The organism is Methanohalobium sp., assembly GCF_046546175.1.
In the GTDB taxonomy this organism is placed as follows: Archaea; Halobacteriota; Methanosarcinia; order Methanosarcinales; family Methanosarcinaceae; genus Methanohalobium.
The window spans coordinates 1-24,596 of the sequence record NZ_JBKGYF010000022.1; the positions used below are offsets into that span (position 1 = coordinate 1).

The following is a 24,596-nucleotide window of genomic DNA, read 5'->3' on the forward strand; positions in this document are numbered from 1 at the left end:
ATGAAAAAACGAATCATTGCAATCCTTATACTATTCTTGTTCACCTGCATGATGTTCAATGTATCAGCAGATGCGGTTTATACTAATGATATTGATATCACCTCAGATAGTATTGATTTCACAATAAATGAAACATATACTGGTGATAACGCATTAAATATACGAAATGGTCTGGATGTTAACAACAATAGTAATATAAACAGTTCTGAAGTTGATAACTTCAAAGAAAAATATCTTGAATCCAGAAAATCGGAATATCCAGAGTATATATCCATAGATGATGGAAACGTTTCAATTAAAATGGAATCTGTGGATATGGAATTTAGAAACGCTGTAGGGGATGTAAATGAAGATGAATTACGCGTTATTACCGATATCAAATTCACTATTCCTTCTGAAATACCAGATGGTTACCATGAAATATGGATACAGGGTCATCCATCAATAGAAAATATGAAGATAACACTTCCAGAAGATGTAAATCTTAATTCTGTAAGGGGTCTTGGAAATACAGATAATACTACTGAAAACGGGAGAACAATTGTAGAAGGTAAAAGTGTCACACAGAGGTCAAATATGGGCAACACCACACAGTTTGATCATGCTACCAGTTTGGACATTTACAAAAAACCATTCTACGAAAACACATCCTTTATAATTTCATTGTTCGTTGTGTTGTTACTCCTAATCGCTTCAGCATCTTATATGATACAAAAGAACAGGGAATAAGAACTTGATATTTAAGGAGGCTTTAGATGGAAAAAAAAATTTTCATATTGATATTATTTTTCATAATAGCCTCTATCTGTTTATCTGGTTGCTCTGAAAAAAACTGGGTTAAACCTGCAAATGAAACAGTTTTAAACTTTCTGGATGATGTAAATAAAACTAACTTTAAAGCTGCTCACTCAATTTATGAGGGGGACAAATATCCATATTCGGAAGTCTTAAAACAAATATTCCGTGATGAAGGTTTTGTAAAAGATGGAATAGAAGATATTGATTTAAAAAACCAGAACGTTGGTGATAATAAAGCAGTAGCCACTGCACATTGCAGAATAACAGAATTTAATTTGAACCGGGAGAGAATCAATCCATCTGAAACAGATGTCCATTTTAAACTCAAAAAAAAGGACAATCAGTGGATAATCACCAATATATCATTTAAAAAACCCTATGAATTATCAAAAAACGATTCATCTGGATTATCTGCCAATGCCTCGGATACAAACGATGAAAAACCAAATTATGTGTTGTTTATTATTATTATTATCTTTTCAATACTTGGGGTTCTAATATATTCTAAGAAAAATAATAATTCTGAGTCTTCAAATACCCATAATGTAGATCTATCAGATACGTATCCACTACAAAAAGATACACTTGCTAAAGTAGTAAGGTTTGTACCATCGAACCAAAATAAACCCGGTAAAAAGTCAAAAATAGATGTCTGGGTGAAAAATTCATCCAGAAGACCTTATAACAATTTTAGAGTTGTAGCTGCACACTGTAATTCATTAAAAGTTAAAAACCCTACTTTAGATTTTGGGACAATAGCACCAGGTCAAACCGTGAAACAGACATGGGTTGTAATTCCTGAAGTTTCCGGTATAGTATCCATAAACAAACCGACAGTTGTCTTTGAATACATGGATGAAACGTATTCAGGAAGATTTGAACCGGTATGGATACGTGTCCAATAAATATCACAAGCAGTATAAAATATGTGTTTGAATGTCATAAAAATTCAATGGAGAAGGTAATATAATTGATGAATCCAGAGATAAAAGGGAATTAAACCAGATATTCATTGACAGGTTTGATGAACCAAAGCAGTATTCAATAGATATTGATAATGAAGTTGAAGATAGTTCAAATACCCCAGTATCCCCCTCTTTGGAAGGACAGACAAAAAACATTGATCAGAATGATGGGGCAGAAGACCTTACCGTCTTCGACACCGGATTGAATGTGAATAATCCAAACCTTGCAGTGTTGTATTACAAAAATCATTCATCCCACACCTGTAACAATTTGAAAATACCTGATTTTGAAAAGCCTGAAAGATTAACAGACGCCTTCCTATACTTGAAAAATAATAACATCTTTGATGATAGTCGATGTAATCTAATATCTGATATAGAAAAGGCATCAGAAAAAGACCTTTTACGCGTACATACAAAATCCTATATATCTTTCATAAAAAATTATTCCAGGAAGGGTGGTGGCTTTCTCGGTGACAGTACCTATGTAACAAAGGATACCTATGATGTAGCAAGAACCTCTGCAGGGGCTGCCATACGGTCTGGAAATCTTGTCATAGATGATGATTATTCATATTCTTTTGCTCTTTTACGTCCCCCTGGACATCATGCTGGTAAATCAAAGTATGGTGGATTCTGCATATTTAACAATGCAGCTGTGCTTGCAAAATACCTACAGCAGAAAAAGGGTATTGGTAAAGTTATGATTGTAGATTGGGATGCACATGCAGGTAACGGTACGATGGATATATTCTACAATAATCCCGATGTTATAACTTTGTCAATACATCGGTCACCCCATGATTTTTATCCCCGTACAGGTTTCATGTCACAGATAGGTGAAGGAGAAGGGGAGGGTTACAACATCAATGTCGAATTGCCGGTAGGTTCAGAAAATCTGGAATACAAACTGGCATTTGATGAAATAGTAATCCCTATGATAAAGCGCCATTCTCCGGATTTTTTGATTTGTTGCTGCGGGTTTGATGGTTATTATAAAGAAAAAACTGTCCAGATGAATTTGACTTCAAAGGGGTATTATCAGATGGTAAAAAGTATCAAATCCGTATATCCGGATAATTTTGTGATACTTATGGAGGGGGGTTACCACAAACACAACGGAAAACTTTGCCACAGTGTTATCAATGCTCTGCTTGATAGACCCAACCCGATTCATGATGATTTAAATTACACAAATTATGAAAAAGAAATTCAGAAAAAAGTCTACAATAAAGCTTTGGGAAACATATCCAAAGTCAAGGAGTTGTTTTCACTACCAGATGTTGATAATACTGTAAATTGACATCAAGTTAAAACCACCCAAGCAAAAATGTCTGAAAAACTATGATAGAACTTGCAAAATCTAACAACGGAACGGTATTCTGTGTACTGGAATTTCCATCAGAACTGGATAAATTGAACATCGATAACTTTACCTATTTCAATAAGCATCTTGGGATGTCTGATTATCCTAAGAACTTTAAAAGTTGGATTAACAGGCAAAACGCTGTATTGATAACTACATTATTCAACAATACAGTAATAGGCTGGACAATGGCTGAAAAGTGGAGTTATGCATCAAGTGATGGTAAACCTGTGTATGCGTTGCGCGGTATTGAAATATCGTCATCTAAAAAAGGGAAAGGATATGGAAGAACCCTCCTGAGAATACTATCTATGGTGTTGCCTGGTCATATAATAACAAAACCAGTAAACAAAAGTGCTAAAAATTTCTTTTTCTCTTTGAATTTTAAATATCCAGAAGAAAACAGTCCTGTAAATCTTGGAAACCATCCCGGGTATTTAATATTGCACGATAGTGATAAAAATAATTTGTATGATGAAAACGTAGAATTTTTGGCGGACACAATTACAAAGTGTAGAAACAAGTTATATTCTAAAAGATTTATTGAAAATCACGGATGTTGTACCTGTGAAACTCTTCATTCTGATTTTGCAATGGATTCCCAATATCAGGGCACATCAGAGACCTATAAACTTATGTCACCGTGTGTATGTGGGGAATTCAGAGCGAAAAGGTACAAAAACTTTGGCGGGAGAGATGGAGAATCTATAATCTGTTCAAATTGTGGCAAAGAACGTTATTTCCTCCCCGAATTCAAAGGTGAAAACTCATGATTGTAGAATTGAATATTGTGGTTTCCTCTAATTGGTTCAGTAGTAATAAATTATCTGGTTACTCCCAGAATTTCAGTTAAATAACAGAAGATTTTTAAGTGTTAACAGATATATACAGGATTTAAAATATATTTAGTTTTATATCAGCTGGTGTGAATATGGCTCAAGAACAGGGTATTGCTAAAGTAGATTTGCATTATATAACTAATGCAGTGATGATGGGAAATTCCCTATATTCCAACAACTGGGAAAAGGGAGTTATGTATCTAACCAATATTAACCTCTGGTTTTCAGTGGGAAATGGATGGGAAACAATACCTTTAAAAAATATTACTATGATTGGCAGGGAAGCTACCAGTTCAATAAAAACAAAGACTCAGAGAGCAACGGGTGCCTCAGATGTATTGATCATTGATTATGTTAAAGAATCACACCTTGTTGAGGGGACAAACGTTTCTTCGACGGCTCTTTTGGCTGGTAATGAATCCATTATAAACACTTTGAAGAATTACCTGCAGCCGATGTGTGGAAGTTCCCAGAAATCCCGTTCATTGTCCGATGTTGATAAAAAATTGTTGTATCTTCTTTACACGGGGGTTACTGATTTCCAGAAATTGGGTTTCCTTATAGGTGTTGATGCAGACACATTAACAAACAGTTTCAAGAACCTAAAAGATCAGCAGCTATGCGATAACGGTGGAACACTTACCAATACAGGATTGAAAAAGCTTCAGGAGATTATGTAATAATATCAATTTCATGTAATTAAAGGGGTACTCAAATATGTCCGAAGATTTACCACCATTTATGAATGATGAATCCCAGAGTCCGCCACCCATTGATGGTGGTGGCAGCTTTGCTGAATCCATGGGAGCTTTTGGAAAAATGTTAAAAATCCAGGAAAAAATCAGTGACCAGTTCCCAAAGTCCAAAGTACCATGGAGTGAAACACGAAAATTTCTGAAAGCTCATGATATAAACACCATAAAATCTACTCCCTTGTATAAATTCCATATGGACCTGTTTAAGAAAATAGGTCTTGGAGATATGCAGCTGGTATCCTATGCACCCATGCACTATATATTCGCAGTTCCCAACTGCCCGGTGTGCAGTCTTTACCCTGCACTTGAAAACCAGAAAGTATGTGTGGCTACATCGGATGCTTTGCACCGGTTTTTCACCGAAGACCTTGAACTTGAATGTACAGTTGAGGAAATCGAATGTGTAAAAGATGGTGATAAGCTCTGTAAATTCAAGGTCGACCTGCAGCCGATTTCTGCATATCAGATAATGCTTGATAGTTATGATAAACGGATACTACATGGTGAGCGTCCATCAGAAATTGACGAAGTGGATATACAGCAAAGGATTGAAACACTTACAGTCTACAAATTAATTGAGAACGGTAAACTTACGGATATTGGAGATGCTTATCTGCAATATGCTGGAAATATAGAAGTTGAAGAAAAAGAGTTTGAACCTCCCTGGAAGAAACAGGAGGAACTTGCTGAAATAGCGTCAAAGAAAAAGACCTTTGGTGCAGCTTTTGGTGAAATGGCGCAGAAAGTACAAAAAGAAGACAATTCTCAGCAGTCACAATCACAATCATCTGATACACAGGAAAAACAGGATGATAAAAAATCCGAAGAATCCAAAGAGGAATCCAAGGATACACAGAGTTTTGCTGAGCTCTTTGAAAAAATGAAGAAGAAACAAAAATAAAAAACGGTGATAGGGTTATGACTCGAAATATATCTGATGATTTTTGTGAATCACTAACAAATTTTTTAGGCAAATATATCCGCGTAATAACAGATAATGCTCATTATAGGGGATACTGTGAAAAAGTGGATTACAGTTATACTAACATTTTGTTAAAGGATGCAGTGCAGAAAACTGTCAACGGCTGGAAGCATATCAGTAATCTGGTAATGATAAGAGGTGAATCCATCGAGTCCATCTATATTGAAAAGAACTATCCCTTTGATGATGATGAAGACCTGATACTTTCAATCGAAAAAGGTGAAGTTGTACATGAATCCGAATCAGAAAATTAAATTCTTGGTGACTAATTATGGACGATGACAGAATACCCACCGGAATTGCAGGTCTTGATAGAGTTATAGAAGGAGGTGTGCGTGATAACACTACACTGCTAGTAGTGGGATCAAGCGGTACAGGTAAATCGACCTTTGCAATGCAGTACCTTATGTATGGTCTGGAAAATGGTGAAAATGCGTTATATGTAAGTCTTGAAGAACCACCAGAGCAAATCCTTGAAGAGGCGGAAAAACTCGGATTTGACATGAAAAAATACTACGAAAGTGAACTTTTCTTTTTCCACACAAAAGGAGAAGATTTTAAACAACTTGTAGAGGACCAGTTGCCAGCTCTGGTGGAAGCAAACAAGGATTTTTCTGTAAGAACCCGGGTTGTGATAGACCCATTGACACCACTTATCTGGTCTATAAACGACAAAAAGGAACAGCGTGAACTGATAACTAAACTTTTTTATACCCTCAAACAGCTCGGTGCGGTCCTTGTAACCACTGAAGAACATTCAGCACCCGGTGAAACAATCGGTGAAGATGTTTTGATACCGGTTTACCTCTCTGACGGAGCAATCCATTTAACCTACAGACCGATAGGAGGAGCATTTAACCGGTCACTGGAGATGATTAAAATGCGTGCAACCCGTCATGGAGAGGAAGTGTACCCCTATATCTTTGTTCGCGGAATCGGAGTGGTGGCAAAAACAACGCCTGTAATATCTCCAGAAGATGCTAACAAATATGACGGTATGTTTGATAAGGCTATAAAAACAGCAGCAGACCTTGGTGCATCGGAGATGTTTCTCGATAAAATACGTTATGTGAAAAAACACTGGTCGTATTCATTCTCCCCCAAAGAAACACTTCAAATGCTGTTTGAAACCTACGGTTTAACAAACGCAATTAAAAAAGATGATATATCAGGCACAGGAACTGATGATAAAGAGGCTACATCATCCACCCAAAACGAACAGTCTATTGATAAATCCACACAGCAAACTTCAGAATCATCAGATGAATCCAACAAGGGTTATGAAGATAGTGACGGCGAAGGTAACGATAAATTGGAATTGGAAGACCTCAGCGAACTTGAGGAATTAGCCAGATAAATCCTGAGTGTGGTAGATGTGGTGAAAAAGGTAAAAGAAGAACTTGAAGATGTGTCCCTTCTAAAATTCGCACTGGAATCCCAGCTTAAAAGGATGTATCAGATAAGCGATGTAGATGTAGTACTATTTGCAGGAGTAGACGGCAAAATCTATGCATCATACATACCCGATGATATAGGCTCAAGAATATTTGAATTTACCAATGTGATAAACAATAACCTTCAGCACATAAGCCAGCAGCTTGAAATAGGTCTCCTACAGTCAGTTGTAGAATATCAGTTTGGAACTGTCATCTTTTCATCAGTAGGTAGAGGGGCACTTTTAATCTCGTTGTTTACCCAAAAGGTGAATTTGACAGAAAATATGAAAATAATTGATACAACACGGGAAGTAATGCTTCATATATTCGAACAGAGACCGATGACCTCTGAACAGTTGTCCCAGTATTCTGAGGAAGTTGCAAACGAGCTTCGTGCCCTGTCAAAACGGGTGTTTGATGAAATGTATACGCAGTCGTCTGAATACAAGAAAAATATGGAAGTTCTTGATGATGTCAAATCCAAGATAAGCAATGTAATGGGTCGTGGTGAAGTGAACCAGGTATTGACCATGGCATTTAATGAAATTGCATCATCCCCCAAATGGATGACTGAAAACGAATGGATATTACTTGTTGATATGGTAATAGAGGACCAGATTCGTCCTTTACATGGAGATTATGTTGCAGATATGTGCAAAAACGATTGGCTCCCGGATATAAAACGTAAACTGGAAGCTTTTGTACTCTGATTGTTTATTGGATGGTGAAATCTTGAATACTGGAAATGATATAAAACTGGTTCCAGCCAGGTCTTCTGCTTATGAATCTACAACAGATAATTCATCTTGTAATCATGGTTACCAAAACCAGGATGAAGTTAATGAATCTCTGAAGGGTTCGGATAAAAAAGAACTGGAAAATGAAATTTTAGACCTCAAATCCAGACTTGAAAATCTGCAGCAATATGTTGATGAATGTACTGGGTCGAATAGTCAGACAATTTCACAGTTAAAGGATGATATTGAGGATAAAGCTGATGCTAAAGACTTTTACCAACTAAAAAATAATTTTTCTAGTTTTTCAAAGAGGCTTAAAAGACTTGTAAAAGAAGAGGATTCGCTGAATAAAAAAGGAATAGATCCGGGAAAAATACCACCGGACGTGCTTGAACTTACTTATGCAAAAACATTGAATGATTTGTTGTCTGCTATGTTGGATGTTTTTGGAAAACATGAGGTATCTACCATAGTAAATTCTGCAATAGGAGAAGTCAGAGAATCAAGCCCTGGTGTTGATTTTTTCAGATTTGAAAATAACAGGTTTGTGGTTAAAAAACTCTCTGAAGCGGTTGAGTCAAAACTAGTTTCAAGGAAACAGATACATGGAACTTATATCGAGCTTTACAATAAATTATCAGTGTACGTTCCGAGTTATGAAGGGCGAGATTTCAGGTCATTTGTGGAAACGGGCAGCCTTGAATATGCGGTTGACAAGGTAACAGCCTATGGAACAAGGCTGAATGAAATCGATAATTCACTTGTTAACTTGCAGGACAATGTTAAACAGATGTTTAAAGACCTGGAATCTGCTATAGAGGTTCAAAATAAGCATTCTGAAAACATAGATAACAATTCTGAAAACATTGATTTTGTTAAAAATCAGATTCAAGAGCTGACCAATGCGATAAACCTGCATACACGTGCAATCAAAACATTAAATGAAAAATTATCAAATTATCAATCTCAATCAGGTTCTGGGTCCAGTGATGTATCCGATAAGGATGTAAAATGTAATGACTCTGATTTAGAAGATAGGCTAAATGCCAAAGCAGAACGCAGTGAAATCATGGATATGAGTGAAAATATCCAGAATATGAATCTGGATTTAACCTCATTTAAACAGGACGTTTTTGAATCACTTGAAAATATACAATCCCAATTAAAAGGCAAAGTTGATGATGATAAAATCACAAAAATTGAAGATGAACTGTCTGATATCAGAATCCAGATCTCGTATCTACAGGAAACTCCTGTACAGTCAGATGTTAATGGTTCTGGAAATTCTGAATTAAATAATGAGGAATCTATTGTTTTTGAAACACTTAAAGATATGGAATCAGCAACCCTAAAAAAACTTGAGAAAAAGTTGGAATCGGATGGGAATAATATATCTGGGGATTTATCAGAAATTCTTGATGGTCTGGAAAATAAATTCTTTATATATTCCCAGAAGAAAGGCAGATATAAACGCTATTTTGTAAATACATAATATAAGGTCTGTCAGATGAATTATTCTAATCTGAATGGTTTTGAAATTTTACACAGAGCAGGTGATATTGTATATGCAGTTCCCAATTCCAGTGGTAGTATCGATGAACTGGATATAGATGTGGATATTAATAACGGATTCAGCTATTTTCAAAACAGGTTCGCTATACCCTATAGATACTTTTTAAAGACAACCATAGATTCAGGTCATAGGGTCATAGTAGCGGTTTCCCATCCAAATGTTCTTGCAGGTTTTGCCAGATTCGAGGAATATAATCCATACCAGTGTTATCTATTAAGAAGTATAGAAGTCAATTCATCATACCGTCAAAAAGGAATAGGAAAATCACTTTTGGCGATTGCTTTTGTTCACCTTGGTGCTCATGTAACAACAAAACCTGATAACAAAAGGGCACAAATTTTTTTCAAAAAACTCGGTTTTATGGATATAAGAACCTTTTCTGGATTTGGAAATGAAGAATTTCGTGGATATCTTATTTTGCCCAGTCACAAAGCTGTGAGTTTACTATGGAATCTTGTACAAAAATATCCAAGAGTTGTGTACCCTGAATTAGTTAGTTTATACGAAAAACTTCAATTCAAATTCTATCGTGGCAAACCTATAATGTCAGAGGATGTACATGAGTTTAAAAAACTTTTTAATAAATATAACAGTTTTCTGGATGACGGTAGTTTTACCAGAATGAATTGTCTTTTATTTGATATACAAAAAAAAGATAATACTTATCAGTAAATAAAAACAATTAATTTGATATAATCTATAGTTGGTAACACAATATTTGTTGCCTATATTCATATAAAATAATGATGAAATATATAACAAATTGATAACAAATACTCTGTGATTGACTATAAATCAAATCATGTATTACGAAGGAGGACAACAGGGGTATGTGAAAGCCAACGGTTTCTAACCGTTCTCTTTAAATCAAAACACTCAAAATTAATAATTTAGAGTTAAACTTAAACTTGGTAAATTGAAAATTTACCAATATCTTTAAACTACAGTTTAAAGAGTGGTTAAACATCCCCGTTGGTTATTGTTTTTTAACCATAAATCTTTTATCGTAGTTAATCATATTTTGATATGTGCAAAAACAATGCTTTCAGTATACAATTGCTTTGAGCAAGTTGCCTGATTAAGACATTGTTTAATTCAACCTGTTGTCTGTGTATCATCAAATTTCATCAGGTATTGTTTGGTGTCGAACACAAACAATGCGGTGCAGACAGAGATTTATCTTAAGAAAGTACTGGCGCTCCACAAGTGGCAACGTCAAGATGGATGACGACCACAGAACCCAACGGATTTATACGTTGGAGTACGTCAGTTAAGGTGATATTTCATGTATGATCTGATTATTATCGGAGGGGGACCTGCAGGAATTGCAGCTGGAATTTATGCAGTAAGATATGGGCTTGATACCTATTTACTGGAAAGAACTGCAATAGGTGGACAGATAGCATCATCGCCAGAGGTTGAAAATTATCCTGGTTTTTCATCAATCAATGGAATGGAATTAATGAATACCTTCAAAGCCCATGCTGAAAGTATGGATGTTCCAATTGAAAACAGAGGAGTTACTAAAGTACGTACTGAAGGGAAGAAAAAAATTGTCTCAACCGATGATAATGCGGATCTTGAGGCAAAGGCTGTTATTATAGCAACAGGAGCAAAACCCCGTAAGTTAGGAATACCTGGGGAAGATACGTATTATGGAAGAGGAGTTTCCTACTGTGCAACTTGTGATGCGCCGTTTTATAAGGGACGTGATGTGATTGTTGTTGGTGGAGGAAACACGGCAGTATCAGATGCTTTGATACTATCCAATGTTGTAAACAAAGTTTATCTGGTACACAGAAGAAATGAATTAAGGGCTGCAAAAATACTGGAAGACAGGGCACATTCAAGAGATAACATAGAGTTTTTGTGGGATACAGTTCTTGAGGAGATTAAAGGTGACAACTTTGTTGAATCAACGGTAATTAAAGATGTGAATAGCGATAAGAAAAAAGAAATTCCAATTGATGGTGTTTTTATCTATATCGGAATCGATCCCAATACAGGTCTGGTGGATGTAGAAAAAGATGAATCCGGATTTATCATTACCAATGAGTTCATGGAAACATCAATAAATGGTATATTTGCTGCAGGGGATTGCCGTAAGAGCCCTCTGTGGCAGGTTATCACTGCCGCAAGTGATGGTGCAGTTGCAGCTGCAAAGGCTTATGAGTACATTAGAAATAATTACGATCAATAATACTGGTCCAAGCGACAATCTATTATTGTTATAAATCATTTATTTATATAAAAACAGTCAAACATTAGTTGTTGCAACAAAGGTAGATAAAGATGAGCAGTATAGAAATTACTGAAAATTCTAGCGCTGAAGAGCTAGAGTCATTAGCTGTAGCGGTACATACCCTGATAGGAATCCCTACAACCATTCGCAGTAAAAATAAAAACGGAATACGTATGGAAAGAGGGGAAATAGTAGACAGAAACTATACAGGTCCCATCCTTGAGAAAGTAATTAAGCAAGACAAATCAAGAAGGGAGGTTCCTCAAGAAGGAGTTTATAAAGGAAGACCAGTTATAGTAACACCATTACATGCAAGTGATGGTACTCTTGTAGCGGTGTTGGGTGTCGTGGACCTTGTTGCAGCACTGGATATATTGTCTCTATTCAGTTCATATCCCGGAATCATTGATGAAGTTGAAGAAGCAAAAAAACGGGTCGAGGAAAATTATTGATTTCTACTGATTTTTAATTTTTATATAACGTAATTTTTGATATACTATAACTGAAGCTAATTTCACGAGAAATAGATCAGGAAGCCAACAGTTTTAACTGTTCTCTTCAAATCAAAACACTCTTAATTAAAAATTTAGAGTTAAACTTAAACTTGGTAAATTGAAAATTTACCAATATCTTTAAACTACAGTTTAAAGAGTCAGAGATTTAAGTTGTTTTAAAGATGTCTTTAAACTGGGTTTAAAGAGTGAGGAATGCGTCCAAACTTTAACAAACCATTAACGAATCAACAATAGCATCTCTGTTTAATAATTAGTTTAGATGGAGAAGTCTATAAAAGCTCAAAAGCTGATGAGATACGAGAACGATACACCAGCCTAAAATCGAGATCATAATCTAAATGCACTTGGTCAGCCAAGAAGCACCTCATGAAATCATCCAGGAAAGAACGCCGGTTCAAACGAGATTATGAACCATCGAGTTGCCAAACAGTTGGTCAGACGCGCTAAAGACACGTCCCGGGCTATAGCACTGGAAAACCTCAAAAGTTTTCGTCCAGAAGCCACGGTTGCTAAAGCGCAGAGAGGTAGGTTGGGTAAATGGGCGTTCTCTGAATTGACTGAATTCATCCTATACAAAGCAAAACTGGAAGGAATGCCTGTAGTGATTATCAACCCGATGTATACCTCGCAGCAGTGTTCTGAGTGAGGGTACATCGATAAAAACAACCGCCAGAAACAGGTAAACTACAGGTGTAAAAGATGCGGTCATAGAGACAACGCCGATTACAATGCTTCGAAGAATATTGCACACGGGGAGTTTTCAGCCATCCCAATGTCCACCGCTTAGCTTCTATTAGTCGAAGTTAAGAGATGGAAGGACAAGCTAACTGCTTCATTGGTTAGTAGCTGACTGGCAAAAAGTATCTTTAATAATGAAAACTACTTGAATTCAATGATATATGATGTAATGAAATTTTTCAAAAAACTTGATAACAAAGACATAAGGATATTGACAGGCATTGAAGTCGGGATGAAACATTATAAATGGGTTCCATTAGAAGAGCTTGTCAAGTATACCCGAATTCCGTCTGATGAACTCTATTATAAATTGGTCAAACTGGTAAAAGAGGGTGTTGTAATTGGAACCCGAACCCCTTATGAAGGATATCAGATATATTTTAATGGGTATGATACACTTGCACTTAATACGCTTGTTAAAAGGGGGTCAATAAGTGCGATAGGGGATGAGATAGGCTACGGTAAAGAATCTGTAGTACATGAAGGGATGAAAGAGCCTGAGCTGGCTATTGAAGAACCTACAAATGTGGTTATCAAGTTTCACAGAGAAGGTATAAGTAGCTTTAAAAGTGTGAAAAGGATACGTAACCACCTTGTAGACAGGGAGCATTATTCATGGGTGTATGCATCCCGTCTTTCTGCGCAGCGTGAATATGAGGCGTTAACAAAACTGTATCCTGAGGTATCGGTACCAAAACCCATCGATCAGAACAGAAATGCAGTTGTAATGCTGTTTGCAAAGGGAAGTGAACTCACCAAAACCAAACTACTTGATCCAGATTGGTTTTTTGATGAAATCATGAAACAAATAAAAAACGCCTATTCACTGGGAATTATACATGCTGACCTGAGCGAATACAACATATTCGTCCATCCAGAAGGTGTTGAACTCATTGACTGGCCTCAGTACATCAGACCTGACCATCCACATATTGATGAGCTTTTAAGAAGGGATGTATCCAATGTATTGACCTTTTTTAACCGAAAATATAAGGTTGATAAAAACCTAGATGATATTATAGACAATATCAAAAACGGTAATCATTCAAATAGATAAACAATGGGAAAATAAATTTATAGTAATCATGGGAAATAAAACTGACACAGTTATAATATACGGTATTGATATAGCAAAGGGTTCACCCAAATCAAAAGAAGTACCAAAATACTCTGTTGCTGTACTAAAAGACGGGGAATTTACCCATTATACAATGGTTCATCGCCATAAAATTCTGAGGATGATTCATAAAGACCGCCCGGATATTATAGCTCTTGATAATATCTTTGAGCTGGCGGAAAATAAGAAAAACCTTATCCAGTTTCTAGAACGGTTACCAAAAGGGGTTAAACTTGTACAGGTTACAGGGGGTTTGCATCCAAAGTCTCTTGTACGTCTTGCCAATGAATATAATCTAACACTTAACCAGTTCGATCCGAATGAAGAAGCAGAAGTCTGTGCACGTCTTGCAGCAATGGGAGTGGGTTCTGAAATATCTTTATTTGAAAATATAACAAAAATCAAGGTGAGCCGTGCAAGGTCTCTGGGTAGAGGTGGCTGGAGCCAGAACCGTTATAGAAGAAAGGTCCATGGTGCGGTCAAGGAAAAGAGTCGGGAAATCGAATCCATATTAAAAAACTTTTCAAAGGAAAAGGGATTTGCTTATGATTCCAAGGTGACCAAAGGTTTCGGAGGATATGTTAGGTGTGAGTTTACAGTATATGCGGGACGTGATGAAGTACCTGTGCGTTCTACTGTAGGGGGAGATGTACAGGTGAAAGTAAAGGGTGTTGAGCGCGATAAAATAAAGTATATTCCTCTTGATAAACATGATAAACAGAAAAGAAAATTTACAATTGTTGGCATCGATCCAGGAACAACTGTAGGGATTGCGGTTTTGTCACTGGATGCAGAACTTTTGTATCTGAAAAGTTTCCGCGGGATATCCCATGATGAAGTTGTAAAACTGGTTTCTGAATATGGTAAACCTGTTGTTGTGGCAACAGATGTAATACCCACTCCTAATTCGGTTGAAAAAATACGCCGCAGTTTCAAAGCGATTGAAGGTAAACCAGATGCAAGACTGTCTTCAGAAGAAAAAATAGCACTGTCAAAACCCTATGGATATTCCAATGACCATGAACGGGACGCTCTTGCAGCTGCGCTTTATAGCTACAGAAACCACAAAAACGTATTTTCAAAGGTTGAAAAAAGAACACCATCTGATATTGATATTGACCAGGTAAAATTAAATGTCATGTACGGTGACACTATCGAGGAGGCTATAGAAAAGGTAAAATCACCAAAAGAAGAGGATAAATCCAAACCTGAATCAGTCAAAAAACAGCAAACTGTTATTGAAGAAGGAAAACCTGAAGAATATCAGAAACTGATAGAAACCATCAACCGTCAGAAGTCACAGATAAAACATATGCAGGATTATATCAACCAGCTCAAGAAAAATAATGAATTAAAAGATGAAAAAATCTCCAAACTGGAATTCAAGATTGATAACCTGTCAAGTAAAAGAAATAAAGAAATCAAAAAAGACAAAGAAATTAAAATCCGTGATAATAAGATATCAAGACTCAAATCTGAACTCAAAAACAGAAGAAAATCTCTTAAAAGGTTAAAATCACAGATTAATAATCTCAAACAAATACGTAAGATGGAAATAAAGGGCGAAGGTATACCTGTTAAAATTGTAGCTTCATTTACAAAAGATGATATATCAAAGACAAAAGAACTCTATGGACTTAAACCCGGTGACCTCATATATCTGGAAGATGCAAGCGGAGGAGGTGCATCAACAGCTTCGATGTTGATAAATGCAGGTATAAAAGCAGTTATTGTGTCCAATGACCTGTCACATGCGGCATATGAAACGTTTTTTGAAAAAAACATTCCTATTTTAAAAGATATATCTATCCAGAGGGCAGACGATTTTGCGATAGTCGACCCTGATGAACTTGAATCCGCGATGTCTAAATGGAACGAGTTCGCCAAGGAAAGACATATGGAAGAAAAAGAGAAGGAATTTATGAACCTTGTCAACGAGTACAGGAGTGAACGCCGCAGGGGTCTGATTTAATTTAAGCTTTTATTTTCTGTCAAAGTATATATTTCTTCCTTTAATACTCAGAGGAAGTCCATAGACCATATCGGCATCGATTAACCCGGAATTCTTTGCAGCTACACCGATGGTATACATAACCCTGTTATCGATGCACAAATCCTTGGCTTTGGCTGTTGCAGCACCTACTGCAATTCCAAGATCTACAAATTTTATGGAGCATCTTGGCCCTGTAAAATCAGATGTACCACTGGTTCCTTCCTGTATGTATTGTAGCATATCGGCACATGTATCGAACCCACACGCACCGCAGTCAAGGTTAAGGGCTTTTGATGACTTTAAACCAATTAGAATTACAGAATCAGAATCCCTTACATTCTTTGCGTCTCTTTTGAAAAATTGAAATTTTTCATTTCTTGTATCAGCGATTTCTTCCATGGCAACAGCAAGTTTTTCGGTATCTGATTCATCCAGGAGGGCAGTTATAAGGTCATCCTGTCCTTTTGCTTTCGGAGCTGTTCTTGCTGCTGTCAGAATTTCTCTGGCAAAAATGTCTATATATTCGGATTCTGGATTCAACTTCATAAGATATCATCAGTATCCATTATTTTAAAGATTTTTGTATCCAGTGTCATCAAACAGAAAAAATGTATATGATGCATGAATATTTCGTTTCAATGATGCGTTCGGTATTAATCCTTTCAGGTGGTCAGGGAAGGCGTCTCGGGTATATGGAAAAAGCATTGATTCCTTTTGGAAATAACACCCTCATAGAACATATCATAAAGTCCTTTGAAAATTTAATCGGTGACATAATAATTTCTGTACGAGATGAAAAACAGAAAAAAATCCTTGAACCGTACATTGGGCGTCGAACAATAGTAACCGACCGGTACAAAGGAACAGGACCACTTGCCGGTATGCTGGAGGGTTTCAGGGCAGCAAAAGGGGAATATGTATTTGTTGTTGCCTGTGATATGCCGTTTATCAATGCTGATGTTATAAACATGCTGTTTGAATCTGCAAATGAACATGATGCAGCATTACCGATCTGGGATGATGGAAATGTGGAACCCCTCCATGCGGTATACCGGAGACAAACATTTGTAGTTGAAATAGAGGAAGCTATTAAAAGAAATGAACGGTTTGTACTTGCACCAGTGCATCACCTGAATGATATAATCTATGTGGACATGGATAAAATCAGGAATTTTGACCCTGAACTAAAGACTTTTTTAAATATCAATACATTCAAAGATATTTCAAATATTATGGAAAACGATGTGGATTAAAATTTATTTTGCAAATCGTTTTATGCAGAATAAAGCTGTTATCAATCCCATAACAGCGTGGACTACCCCAAATCCGGGTGTTTCAACGTCCGGATGTTCGGGTTGCTGGTTCTGGTCATCCGTATCTTTTGATTGGGTTTCTGTTGTTGATTTCATTGATGAATTGTTGTTGATTTCCTGTTTTTCAAATTTTTTCAAACCAATATCATTGTTATTATTGGTTCTATTGTCAAATGTTTGATTCAAAAGTGATGAATCCTGTATTGATGACAGATATTCATAGGCTCTCAGAGCATCAACACTGCCATGACCATAGGTATAATCATATCCTTCAACACCCATATCTACTGCTGAATAATACATAGCTTCACGGATACCCTTACCTGTCATGGATGGAAAACCGCTCCACAACTGTGCTGCAACAGCGGCGATGTGCGGTGCAGATGCACTTGTACCGTAAAATTTTTCGGAAAAACCACCGGCACCTGAAACCCTGATACCGTTTACACCAACTACATCTGGTTTGGGTCGTGTTTCATGGTCAGGATGATATATAGTAACTGGACCCTGTGATGAAAATGGTTCAATCTGGGTTTCTGTGTTAATAGCTCCTACCGTAACAACATCATGTACTGCAGGATGACCATAAATAGAGTCAGATGCAACAACATTCTGTGGTAAAATCTGGGAGTTAAACTTTGTTTCATTGTTATCTGTGTATATATACAATTCCAGAACTCTTTTACTGGCTTCACTATTGTAATTTTTTATACTAATCTCTGCACTAATTGTTGATTCTGTGGGATTGGTGTAACTGATGTATTCAAGTGGGTCATCATTCCCGTCCTGCACATTGGTGCTTCTATCAATCATTTCCCAGTTATCGGTTTTGAACAAGTATAAATCATAATCGTTGGATGAAGTGCCAAACCTGTCGTTCCACTGTAAAACAATATCAATACTTCCATTTGGAGCTATACTTATTTCAAAGGATTCATTATGGAAATCAAGTTTGTTTCCCCTATAGGTCCCCTGGTAATGGTTTTTACCATCATTACCTGCAGCTGTAACATACACGATGTCATTGTTTTCCACAGCATTTGCGACATGGGACGCAACTATACCATCTTCAAAGAAGGGTTCTCTTTTCCAGCCAATATCATCCACTATAACTTTACATCCAGCGTTTATGAGTGCATCAACAGCAGAATTAAATTCCAGGATGTTGTCACCTGCACTATGAAAGTATAACTCTGCTTCAGGAACCATATCATGGATTATTTCAAGCATTGCTGTTCCTTCTCCCCTACCGCTGGAATCATTCAATACGTTAAGATTATCAGGCAGGTCTCCTGAATCCAAAGATTCATTCATGCCGTCCACACTATCAGAAATAACTCCTATTTTGATTTCTGAGCCGTCCTGACCGTGAATTTCTCTGACTTTATCTGTGTTATGGATATTATCCCCACCTGTTACAACAGAACCTGTTTTTACTTCAGGGGGAATCACTTCTCTGATAGCGTAAACGGAGTCCAGTGACGCCAATTTTTCCAGGTTTTTTTGATATATCCAGCCGACAATAATATTATTTTTAGAGTCGATGTTAGTGGTTTCATTTACATATGTTTCAATAGATTTGAAATCCGATGATTGTTTTAAATAAATATATACGCAAATGCGATTGTTATTGGTCTGGTTTTCCTTGCTCAATAATTTAACAATCGGTGTGCTGCATTTTTCTTCTATACATGAGATGTTGTTCTTTTTATCCTCTACAGCAACCACTTGCTTTGATTTTGAGATGAGCTCTTTATCGACGCTGTTATAATTGTTATTTCCAGAACTGTCGGTATACAGTAAAACACCTGTAGATGACAGAATCAAAATTAAGATTATAATATACAATATACACTGTTTGGTATTGACCATTTCATCCTGTTTCCCCACAGGTTATAATAATCAGTTTGTAAAAATAACTTTTTGGAAATTTAATTGCTGAATTGTATTACTGAGCTGTGTTAAGGAGGATTGTTCAGCGACTCAATTATGCCGTTGAAAATTTTAATGCCGTTATAAAATTTAAGGCTGGAAAAAATTGTGCAACGATTATTATATATATACACGTTTTCATAGTAAGGAATGGATATAGGTAATAATTGATTTTCTATATCCATTCTAGCAGGTAGAGAAGCGTTTCATCCAGCCAGCGGATTTGAATGGGGGCTTATCCGCGGGTTGAGGAGTGGGGGCCATTCAACGATGCTTAACTACCGTTTTTCCGTTTTTCAATACCGAACTATAGATTCTATTATCCGACTCTACCTGTTACAATCTTGAATATTTATTTAAAATTTTATATAAGTGCTCTTCAATAATATTATATTATTAATTTAATATTATATTACTGATATACAAAATATTTGTATATCTATGTAATGGTTAAAGAAAAATAGTAGCTCATCGATTTATAAAATCTGTATATACATAACCACCAATCCAATACCCTGCCAGCCCGATAATAAAAGTTCCGGGTACATAGATAAAAGAACTGGTAGACCCAGTAAAAACTAACCATAGATTAACACCTGCAAGATATACAACAATAAACAATATAAAACAAATTATCTGAAATTTTTGTTTTGTCATCATCCGGTCACCATCCATCTTTTTAAATTATATACTGGTCCCCATTATCAGGTGCATGGGCTTCTACACCAATCTCATCCTCTATCCACCTGGCAAATCCTTCTGAGTTGTCACCATGCATTGTTATGACCTTTTCTGTACCTCTATCGCAGAAATTTCTGACCAGTTGTTTGAGCTCTCTATCACCGCAATGTGCTGAAAAATCGTACTGTTCAATTTCTGTTTGCAATTTCTGGGTAGTTCCATTGTTTTCTATAAAACCGCTTTCAAGGGCAGACCTGCCGTTGGTTCCTTCTACTTGATACCCTGTAAGCATGACCTTGGATTTTGGATCTTTGTAGGTCTTATCCAGATACTGCAGTACAGGTCCGCCGTTTAACATCCCTGCGGTTGTGACAATAACAGAGGAATCTCTCGGTAACCTGTCGCGTTTTTTTCCTTTAACAACAGATGCGTTACGAAATGCCTTTTTAAGGTGTTTGATGTTTCGTATATAATCTGGGTGTTTTTTCATTATGCTGTAGGCTTGAAGACCCATACCATCAACATGGGTATTGATACCATACGAATCCAGCAGCATGAGTATTTCCTGGGTTCTGCCGATTGCAAATGCAGGGATGATGACATTGCCCCCGATATCCAGTGTATTTTTAACAGATTCTATAAATGCAGATTCCAGTTTTTTTCGGGGAGTATGGTTTTCTCCAAAATATGTACTCTCAATAATAAGGGTATCAGCTTCTGGAAGTTTATCAGCACCAAACAACAGTCTTGTATCCAAGGTGTTGATGTCTCCTGTATATAGTATACTTTCTCTTTCTTCTGTTTCTATATAGACAGATGACGAACCAGGAATGTGCCCTGCATCAAATAACTGGACATTATACCTGTTTGTTGTAAATTCCATTCCAGTATCTACTTTATTTGTTCTGTGCATGAAATGTTTTAAGTCTTCAATGTTATAAGTCGGTGGCAGGTTACTGTATTCTGCAATTTTTAAGGTATCTTCAGCCAGCATTTCTGTGAAATCTGCAGTAATCGGGGTCATGAATATTTCAGAATTATCATGCATCAGATTTGTGAGGGCTCCGCAGTGATCCAGATGTCCGTGGGATACAATCACTGATTTTGGGTGAATATTGTTTACAGGATACTGTGTAACTTCACCCGGTTTCATACCATAATCGATTAATATCTCGTCATTAAGATAAACCGCAGAACGCCCTATTTCCCTGCAGCCACCTTTAAAATCCAGCTTCATTTCAACCCTCAAAGATGTTAGACTACATATTCCTGCCAGTTTTTGATTTTTTTAATGGAGATATTGGTCATTTTGGACAGCTCTACAGCATCGGCATTTGCCAGTTCACCTACACTGGAAATCCCTGCATTTTCCAGTTTCTCAGCAGTTACTTTACCAATACCATTGATTTCTGTTATTGATTTTGGGCTTTCGGATTTTGTACTTTTTTGTTTATTTTTATTATCTTCTCTCTCTTTCTGCCATTCTATGAAATTACAGTGTGGGCAGCCAAGATTCCACGGACGTTTACCAGGTATATTCACCCTTATGTGGTTAATACCGTGCTCTTCACACACTTTATCTGTTACGATGATCTGACCGCTTTTTGGAAGCGGAAGTGAAAATGTACAATCTGGATATCCGTCACAACCTATAAAACGGGACCCTCTTTTAGACCGTCTCACCATCAGTCTGGACCCACATTCAGGACAGGTACCTATTACCTTATCTTCCCTGAGACCATTTCTAAGAGACTGGGTAATATTGTCTTTATTGCTCTCCAGTTCAGAAAACATGGATTTTAACATATCTCTTGATTCTTTTAGAACCTTACTCTCTTTGATTTTTCCTTCTGAGATTTTTTCCATGTCCCCTTCCAGTTTGCTTGTCATCTCATGTTTGGTAATGGTTGGAGCATAATTTTCAAGGGCATCTATAACAGCAAATGCTGTTTTTGTGGGTTGAAGCGGATTACCATGCACATAGGCTCTTGAAAACAGTTTACTGATGATTTCATGTCTGGTGGCTTTTGTACCAAGACCAAGTTCTTCCATGATTCTTACCAGACGTCCCTGTCCGTACCTTCCGGGTGGCTGGGTTTCTTTATCAACCATTTTTGAATTTTTAACTTCCAACTGTTCATTCTCTTGTAATGGTGGTAGTATCTTATCTTCCGGAGAGTTGTAGGGATAAAACCACCTCCATCCCGGCGATACAAGACGTGCACCTTTTGCCCTGAACTCTTCACCGCCAATATCAAACTTAACTTTCATTGTTTCCCATTTCGCAGGATCTGCAAAGGTAGCAAAAAATCGTCTGACAACCATCTCATATATTTTCCACTCATCTTCATTGAGTTCTGATTTTTTGGCAGCGGAGGTAGGGTAGATAGGTGGATGGTCATGAGTTTCTTTTTTACCTCGTGTTGGAACAAGGTTTTGTTTTTTCAAAAGGTTCTGTGCATACTGTTTGAACTGACCTGATTTGAACATCGCTATAAGGTTACGCAAGTCCAGTGAGTCAGGATATACGGTATTATCGGTTCTGGGGTAGGATATATAACCGTTTGTATACAGGGATTCTGCAATTCTCATGGCGTTTGACGCTGTAAATCCGATAGAGTTGGCGGCACTGATAAACTCAGTGGTATTGAATGGTGCAGGAGGCCTGTCCTGTTTTGTTGATTTTTCAACATTTGTAACCAGGGCATTTTTACAATCTTTAATCTTTTCAACAACTGAATCAACTTGTTCTTTATCCCAGAATCTTTGGGATTTATGCTGGCTGACAAATTCCTCTCCGTCTGAATTGGCAAGTGTAGCATAAACTTCCCAGTAGGGTTCTGGAACAAATGCTTCCCTTTCCTTTTCCCTGTCTACAATCAGAGCAAGGGTTGGTGATTGAACTCTTCCAACGGACAGGAACATTTTTCCAAGCCGTCCAGCTGAGATTGATATGTAACGCGTGAGAGAAGCACCCCATACAAGGTCTATAACCTGTCTTGAATGACCGGCATCGGCAAGATTGAAATCTATGTTAACAGGATTTGAAAAAGCGTTTTTGATTTCTTTTTCAGTAATTGCACTGTACCTCACCCGGTCAAAAGGGATATTCTGATTAATTTTTTGAATTATCTCCAGTGCCTCGACACCGATAAGTTCTCCTTCACCATCGTAGTCAGTTGCTATTGTGACTTTATCTGCTTTTTTTCCAAGTTTTTTAAGTGCAGCAACAATTTTAACTTGTGTAGGTTTAGTTATCAGTTCTGCATCGATCAGGTCTTTTGCATTTACCTTTTGCCAGTTGTTATATTCTTTTGGAAAATCAAGCTCGACAATGTGACCACTCAACCCCATGACGACTTTCTCATCGTCATCTTCTTTATATTCATATGTATCAACCCCACTCACACGTACTTTTTTGGGTTTTTTCGGTGCAAGGATTGCTGCTATTCGCTTTGCTGCAATATGTTTCTCTGCTATTATGAGATGCATCGACAATCCCGGTTTAATTTTTTAACATTAGATTTAGTTTTTTGCTATATGTTTAATATTTTTCTAAGTACTCTTTACTTTATTGTAGCTTTAATTGATTTTATTTAAGTTTTACCGGACTGAAGTTTTTATTACTGACATCCAATAAAGGATTTAGAGGAACTCGAATGCCTTTTCTACAGCTTCTTCGGGGCTGTTTACTTTATATGTACCTTCTATGTTCCATTGACATTCCAGTACAACAACTTTTTTACCCATTTTCAAAGACATGGCAATTTCTGAGAGCGTACCATATCCTCCGGATACAGCGATTAATACATCTGAAGACCTTGCAATCAGTGCGTTTCTTGCTTCACCAAGGTCACTTACAACTGAAATATCAATATAGGGATTCGCATCCTCACGATTTTTTCCGGGTATTATCCCCAAAGTAGTACCGTTTTCTTCATTAGCTCCCTTAGCAGCTGCTTCCATAACACCTCCAAGAGCACCACATATCAAAACTGCATTTTTTCTGGCTATTCCTCTGCCGACTTCTTCTGCGAGTTTGAAAATCCTTTCATCGCATTCACCTGCTCCAATAACACCTATCTGTGGTTTGTTCATAGGTTCTTATCACCTGGTTAACTTTATTAAGAAATATAAATCTGTTATATATTTGAGCGTGACCAGAAACTATAAAATCGCTAATTGTCAATAATTTATAAATATTTTCATGTTACATGGTAAATTATGTATCAGAATTTATCGATACGGATTACACCTACATCTGACCAGGAAGAATTATTGTGGGCACTGTCTGAGAAATGCAGGTTGATGTACAACTTTGCTCTCGCAGAACGAAGAAATGCCTACTGGAACAACAATAAACAGCGCTGTAAATATTGCTAAAAAAGAAATGCCTTTTTCTAGCACAGACTACAAAGGTAATCTCAAAGAACCTTTGCATATTGCATATTGCATATTGGAGGCACAATAACTCAAAAATAAATATGCAAACGAATTAAACGAGAAAGATGATACTTTCTCACCTGAGTTTACATGATTTTATGTAAAGTTAGGAGTGCGGGTAATAGGGGAGATAAGTATAGTCATCGATTTATCACTATTGCAGAACATGCA

General features: G+C 36.9%; 22 protein-coding genes and 1 pseudogene. 18 read left to right on the forward strand and 5 right to left on the reverse strand.

All coding sequences use genetic code 11. The features are described 5' to 3' along the window. The 16 genes and pseudogenes from ACLFMM_RS04015 to ACLFMM_RS04090 form a co-directional block, all read left to right on the forward strand. Positions 1-729, forward strand: a 729-nt coding sequence (locus ACLFMM_RS04015; protein ID WP_410807428.1) for a hypothetical protein, incomplete at its 5' end; no start/stop codon positions are given. A gap of 26 nt (positions 730-755) precedes the next feature. Then, positions 756-1,703 carry a hypothetical protein gene (locus ACLFMM_RS04020; RefSeq protein ID WP_410807429.1) on the forward strand — a complete coding sequence of 316 codons (948 nt, stop codon included), beginning with the start codon at positions 756-758 and terminating at the stop codon, positions 1,701-1,703. Positions 1,704-1,896: 193 nt separating this feature from the next. Continuing rightward, a complete protein-coding gene (locus tag ACLFMM_RS04025; protein WP_410807430.1) occupies positions 1,897-3,066 on the forward strand; it encodes a histone deacetylase family protein in 1,170 nt (389 codons plus the stop codon). Between the two features lie 41 nt (positions 3,067-3,107). Beyond that, positions 3,108-3,902, forward strand: a complete 795-nt coding sequence (locus ACLFMM_RS04030; RefSeq protein WP_410807431.1) for a GNAT family N-acetyltransferase — start codon at positions 3,108-3,110, stop codon at positions 3,900-3,902. A gap of 158 nt (positions 3,903-4,060) precedes the next feature. Next, positions 4,061-4,648, forward strand: a complete 588-nt coding sequence (locus ACLFMM_RS04035) for a hypothetical protein (protein ID WP_410807432.1) — start codon at positions 4,061-4,063, stop codon at positions 4,646-4,648. A 37-nt stretch (positions 4,649-4,685) separates the two neighbouring features. Then, positions 4,686-5,624, forward strand: coding sequence for a V4R domain-containing protein (locus ACLFMM_RS04040; RefSeq protein ID WP_410807433.1), 939 nt, complete (start codon positions 4,686-4,688; stop codon positions 5,622-5,624). Positions 5,625-5,641: 17 nt separating this feature from the next. Beyond that, a complete protein-coding gene (locus tag ACLFMM_RS04045; protein ID WP_410807434.1) occupies positions 5,642-5,959 on the forward strand; it encodes a hypothetical protein in 318 nt (105 codons plus the stop codon). 17 nt (positions 5,960-5,976) lie between these two features. Continuing rightward, positions 5,977-7,062, forward strand: a complete 1,086-nt coding sequence (locus ACLFMM_RS04050) for an RAD55 family ATPase (protein ID WP_410807435.1) — start codon at positions 5,977-5,979, stop codon at positions 7,060-7,062. A 21-nt stretch (positions 7,063-7,083) separates the two neighbouring features. Continuing rightward, a complete protein-coding gene (locus ACLFMM_RS04055; RefSeq protein ID WP_410807436.1) occupies positions 7,084-7,851 on the forward strand; it encodes a hypothetical protein in 768 nt (255 codons plus the stop codon). A 22-nt stretch (positions 7,852-7,873) separates the two neighbouring features. Next, a complete protein-coding gene (locus tag ACLFMM_RS04060; RefSeq protein WP_410807437.1) occupies positions 7,874-9,370 on the forward strand; it encodes a hypothetical protein in 1,497 nt (498 codons plus the stop codon). Positions 9,371-9,385: 15 nt separating this feature from the next. Further along, positions 9,386-10,123: a GNAT family N-acetyltransferase gene (locus ACLFMM_RS04065; protein WP_410807438.1), complete on the forward strand. Its 738-nt coding sequence runs from the start codon at positions 9,386-9,388 to the stop codon at positions 10,121-10,123. Between the two features lie 613 nt (positions 10,124-10,736). Further along, a complete protein-coding gene (gene trxB, locus ACLFMM_RS04070; RefSeq protein WP_410807439.1) occupies positions 10,737-11,651 on the forward strand; it encodes a thioredoxin-disulfide reductase in 915 nt (304 codons plus the stop codon). A 92-nt stretch (positions 11,652-11,743) separates the two neighbouring features. After that, a complete protein-coding gene (locus tag ACLFMM_RS04075; protein ID WP_410807440.1) occupies positions 11,744-12,145 on the forward strand; it encodes a DUF2111 domain-containing protein in 402 nt (133 codons plus the stop codon). Between the two features lie 321 nt (positions 12,146-12,466). Beyond that, positions 12,467-13,015: pseudogene (locus ACLFMM_RS04080) on the forward strand (RNA-guided endonuclease TnpB family protein); the annotation flags it as partial. An 85-nt stretch (positions 13,016-13,100) separates the two neighbouring features. Then, the gene (locus tag ACLFMM_RS04085) at positions 13,101-14,003 is read left to right on the forward strand and encodes a serine/threonine-protein kinase RIO2 (protein WP_410807441.1); all 903 of its coding nucleotides are present in this window, start codon (positions 13,101-13,103) and stop codon (positions 14,001-14,003) included. Between the two features lie 28 nt (positions 14,004-14,031). Beyond that, positions 14,032-16,035 (forward strand): DUF460 domain-containing protein, encoded by a 2,004-nt coding sequence (locus ACLFMM_RS04090; RefSeq protein WP_410807442.1) that lies wholly within the window; start codon positions 14,032-14,034, stop codon positions 16,033-16,035. A 9-nt stretch (positions 16,036-16,044) separates the two neighbouring features. Here ACLFMM_RS04090 and ACLFMM_RS04095 read toward each other — a convergent pair whose 3' ends face one another. Continuing rightward, on the reverse strand, positions 16,045-16,602 hold the full coding sequence (locus tag ACLFMM_RS04095) for a ferredoxin domain-containing protein (RefSeq protein ID WP_410807443.1): 558 nt from the start codon (positions 16,600-16,602) through the stop codon (positions 16,045-16,047). 68 nt (positions 16,603-16,670) lie between these two features. Here ACLFMM_RS04095 and ACLFMM_RS04100 point away from each other — a divergent pair, with 68 nt between their 5' ends. Continuing rightward, the gene (locus tag ACLFMM_RS04100) at positions 16,671-17,309 is read left to right on the forward strand and encodes a molybdenum cofactor guanylyltransferase (RefSeq protein WP_410807444.1); all 639 of its coding nucleotides are present in this window, start codon (positions 16,671-16,673) and stop codon (positions 17,307-17,309) included. Between the two features lie 3 nt (positions 17,310-17,312). On the opposite strand, the gene ACLFMM_RS04105 is transcribed toward ACLFMM_RS04100, so the two are convergent. The 4 genes from ACLFMM_RS04105 to ACLFMM_RS04120 all read right to left on the reverse strand — a co-directional run bounded on the left by ACLFMM_RS04105 (position 17,313) and on the right by ACLFMM_RS04120 (position 24,080). Next, positions 17,313-19,196: a S8 family serine peptidase gene (locus tag ACLFMM_RS04105; RefSeq protein ID WP_410807445.1), complete on the reverse strand. Its 1,884-nt coding sequence runs from the start codon at positions 19,194-19,196 to the stop codon at positions 17,313-17,315. Between the two features lie 784 nt (positions 19,197-19,980). Continuing rightward, complete coding sequence (locus ACLFMM_RS04110) at positions 19,981-21,219, reverse strand: MBL fold metallo-hydrolase (protein WP_410807446.1); 1,239 nt, start codon at positions 21,217-21,219, stop codon at positions 19,981-19,983. 17 nt (positions 21,220-21,236) lie between these two features. After that, positions 21,237-23,474 (reverse strand): DNA topoisomerase I, encoded by a 2,238-nt coding sequence (locus ACLFMM_RS04115; RefSeq protein WP_410807447.1) that lies wholly within the window; start codon positions 23,472-23,474, stop codon positions 21,237-21,239. Between the two features lie 153 nt (positions 23,475-23,627). Further along, positions 23,628-24,080 carry a TIGR00725 family protein gene (locus ACLFMM_RS04120; protein ID WP_410807448.1) on the reverse strand — a complete coding sequence of 151 codons (453 nt, stop codon included), beginning with the start codon at positions 24,078-24,080 and terminating at the stop codon, positions 23,628-23,630. A 126-nt stretch (positions 24,081-24,206) separates the two neighbouring features. Here ACLFMM_RS04120 and ACLFMM_RS04125 point away from each other — a divergent pair, with 126 nt between their 5' ends. After that, positions 24,207-24,365 carry a helix-turn-helix domain-containing protein gene (locus ACLFMM_RS04125; RefSeq protein ID WP_410807449.1) on the forward strand — a complete coding sequence of 53 codons (159 nt, stop codon included), beginning with the start codon at positions 24,207-24,209 and terminating at the stop codon, positions 24,363-24,365. Positions 24,366-24,596: the final 231 nt, after the last annotated feature.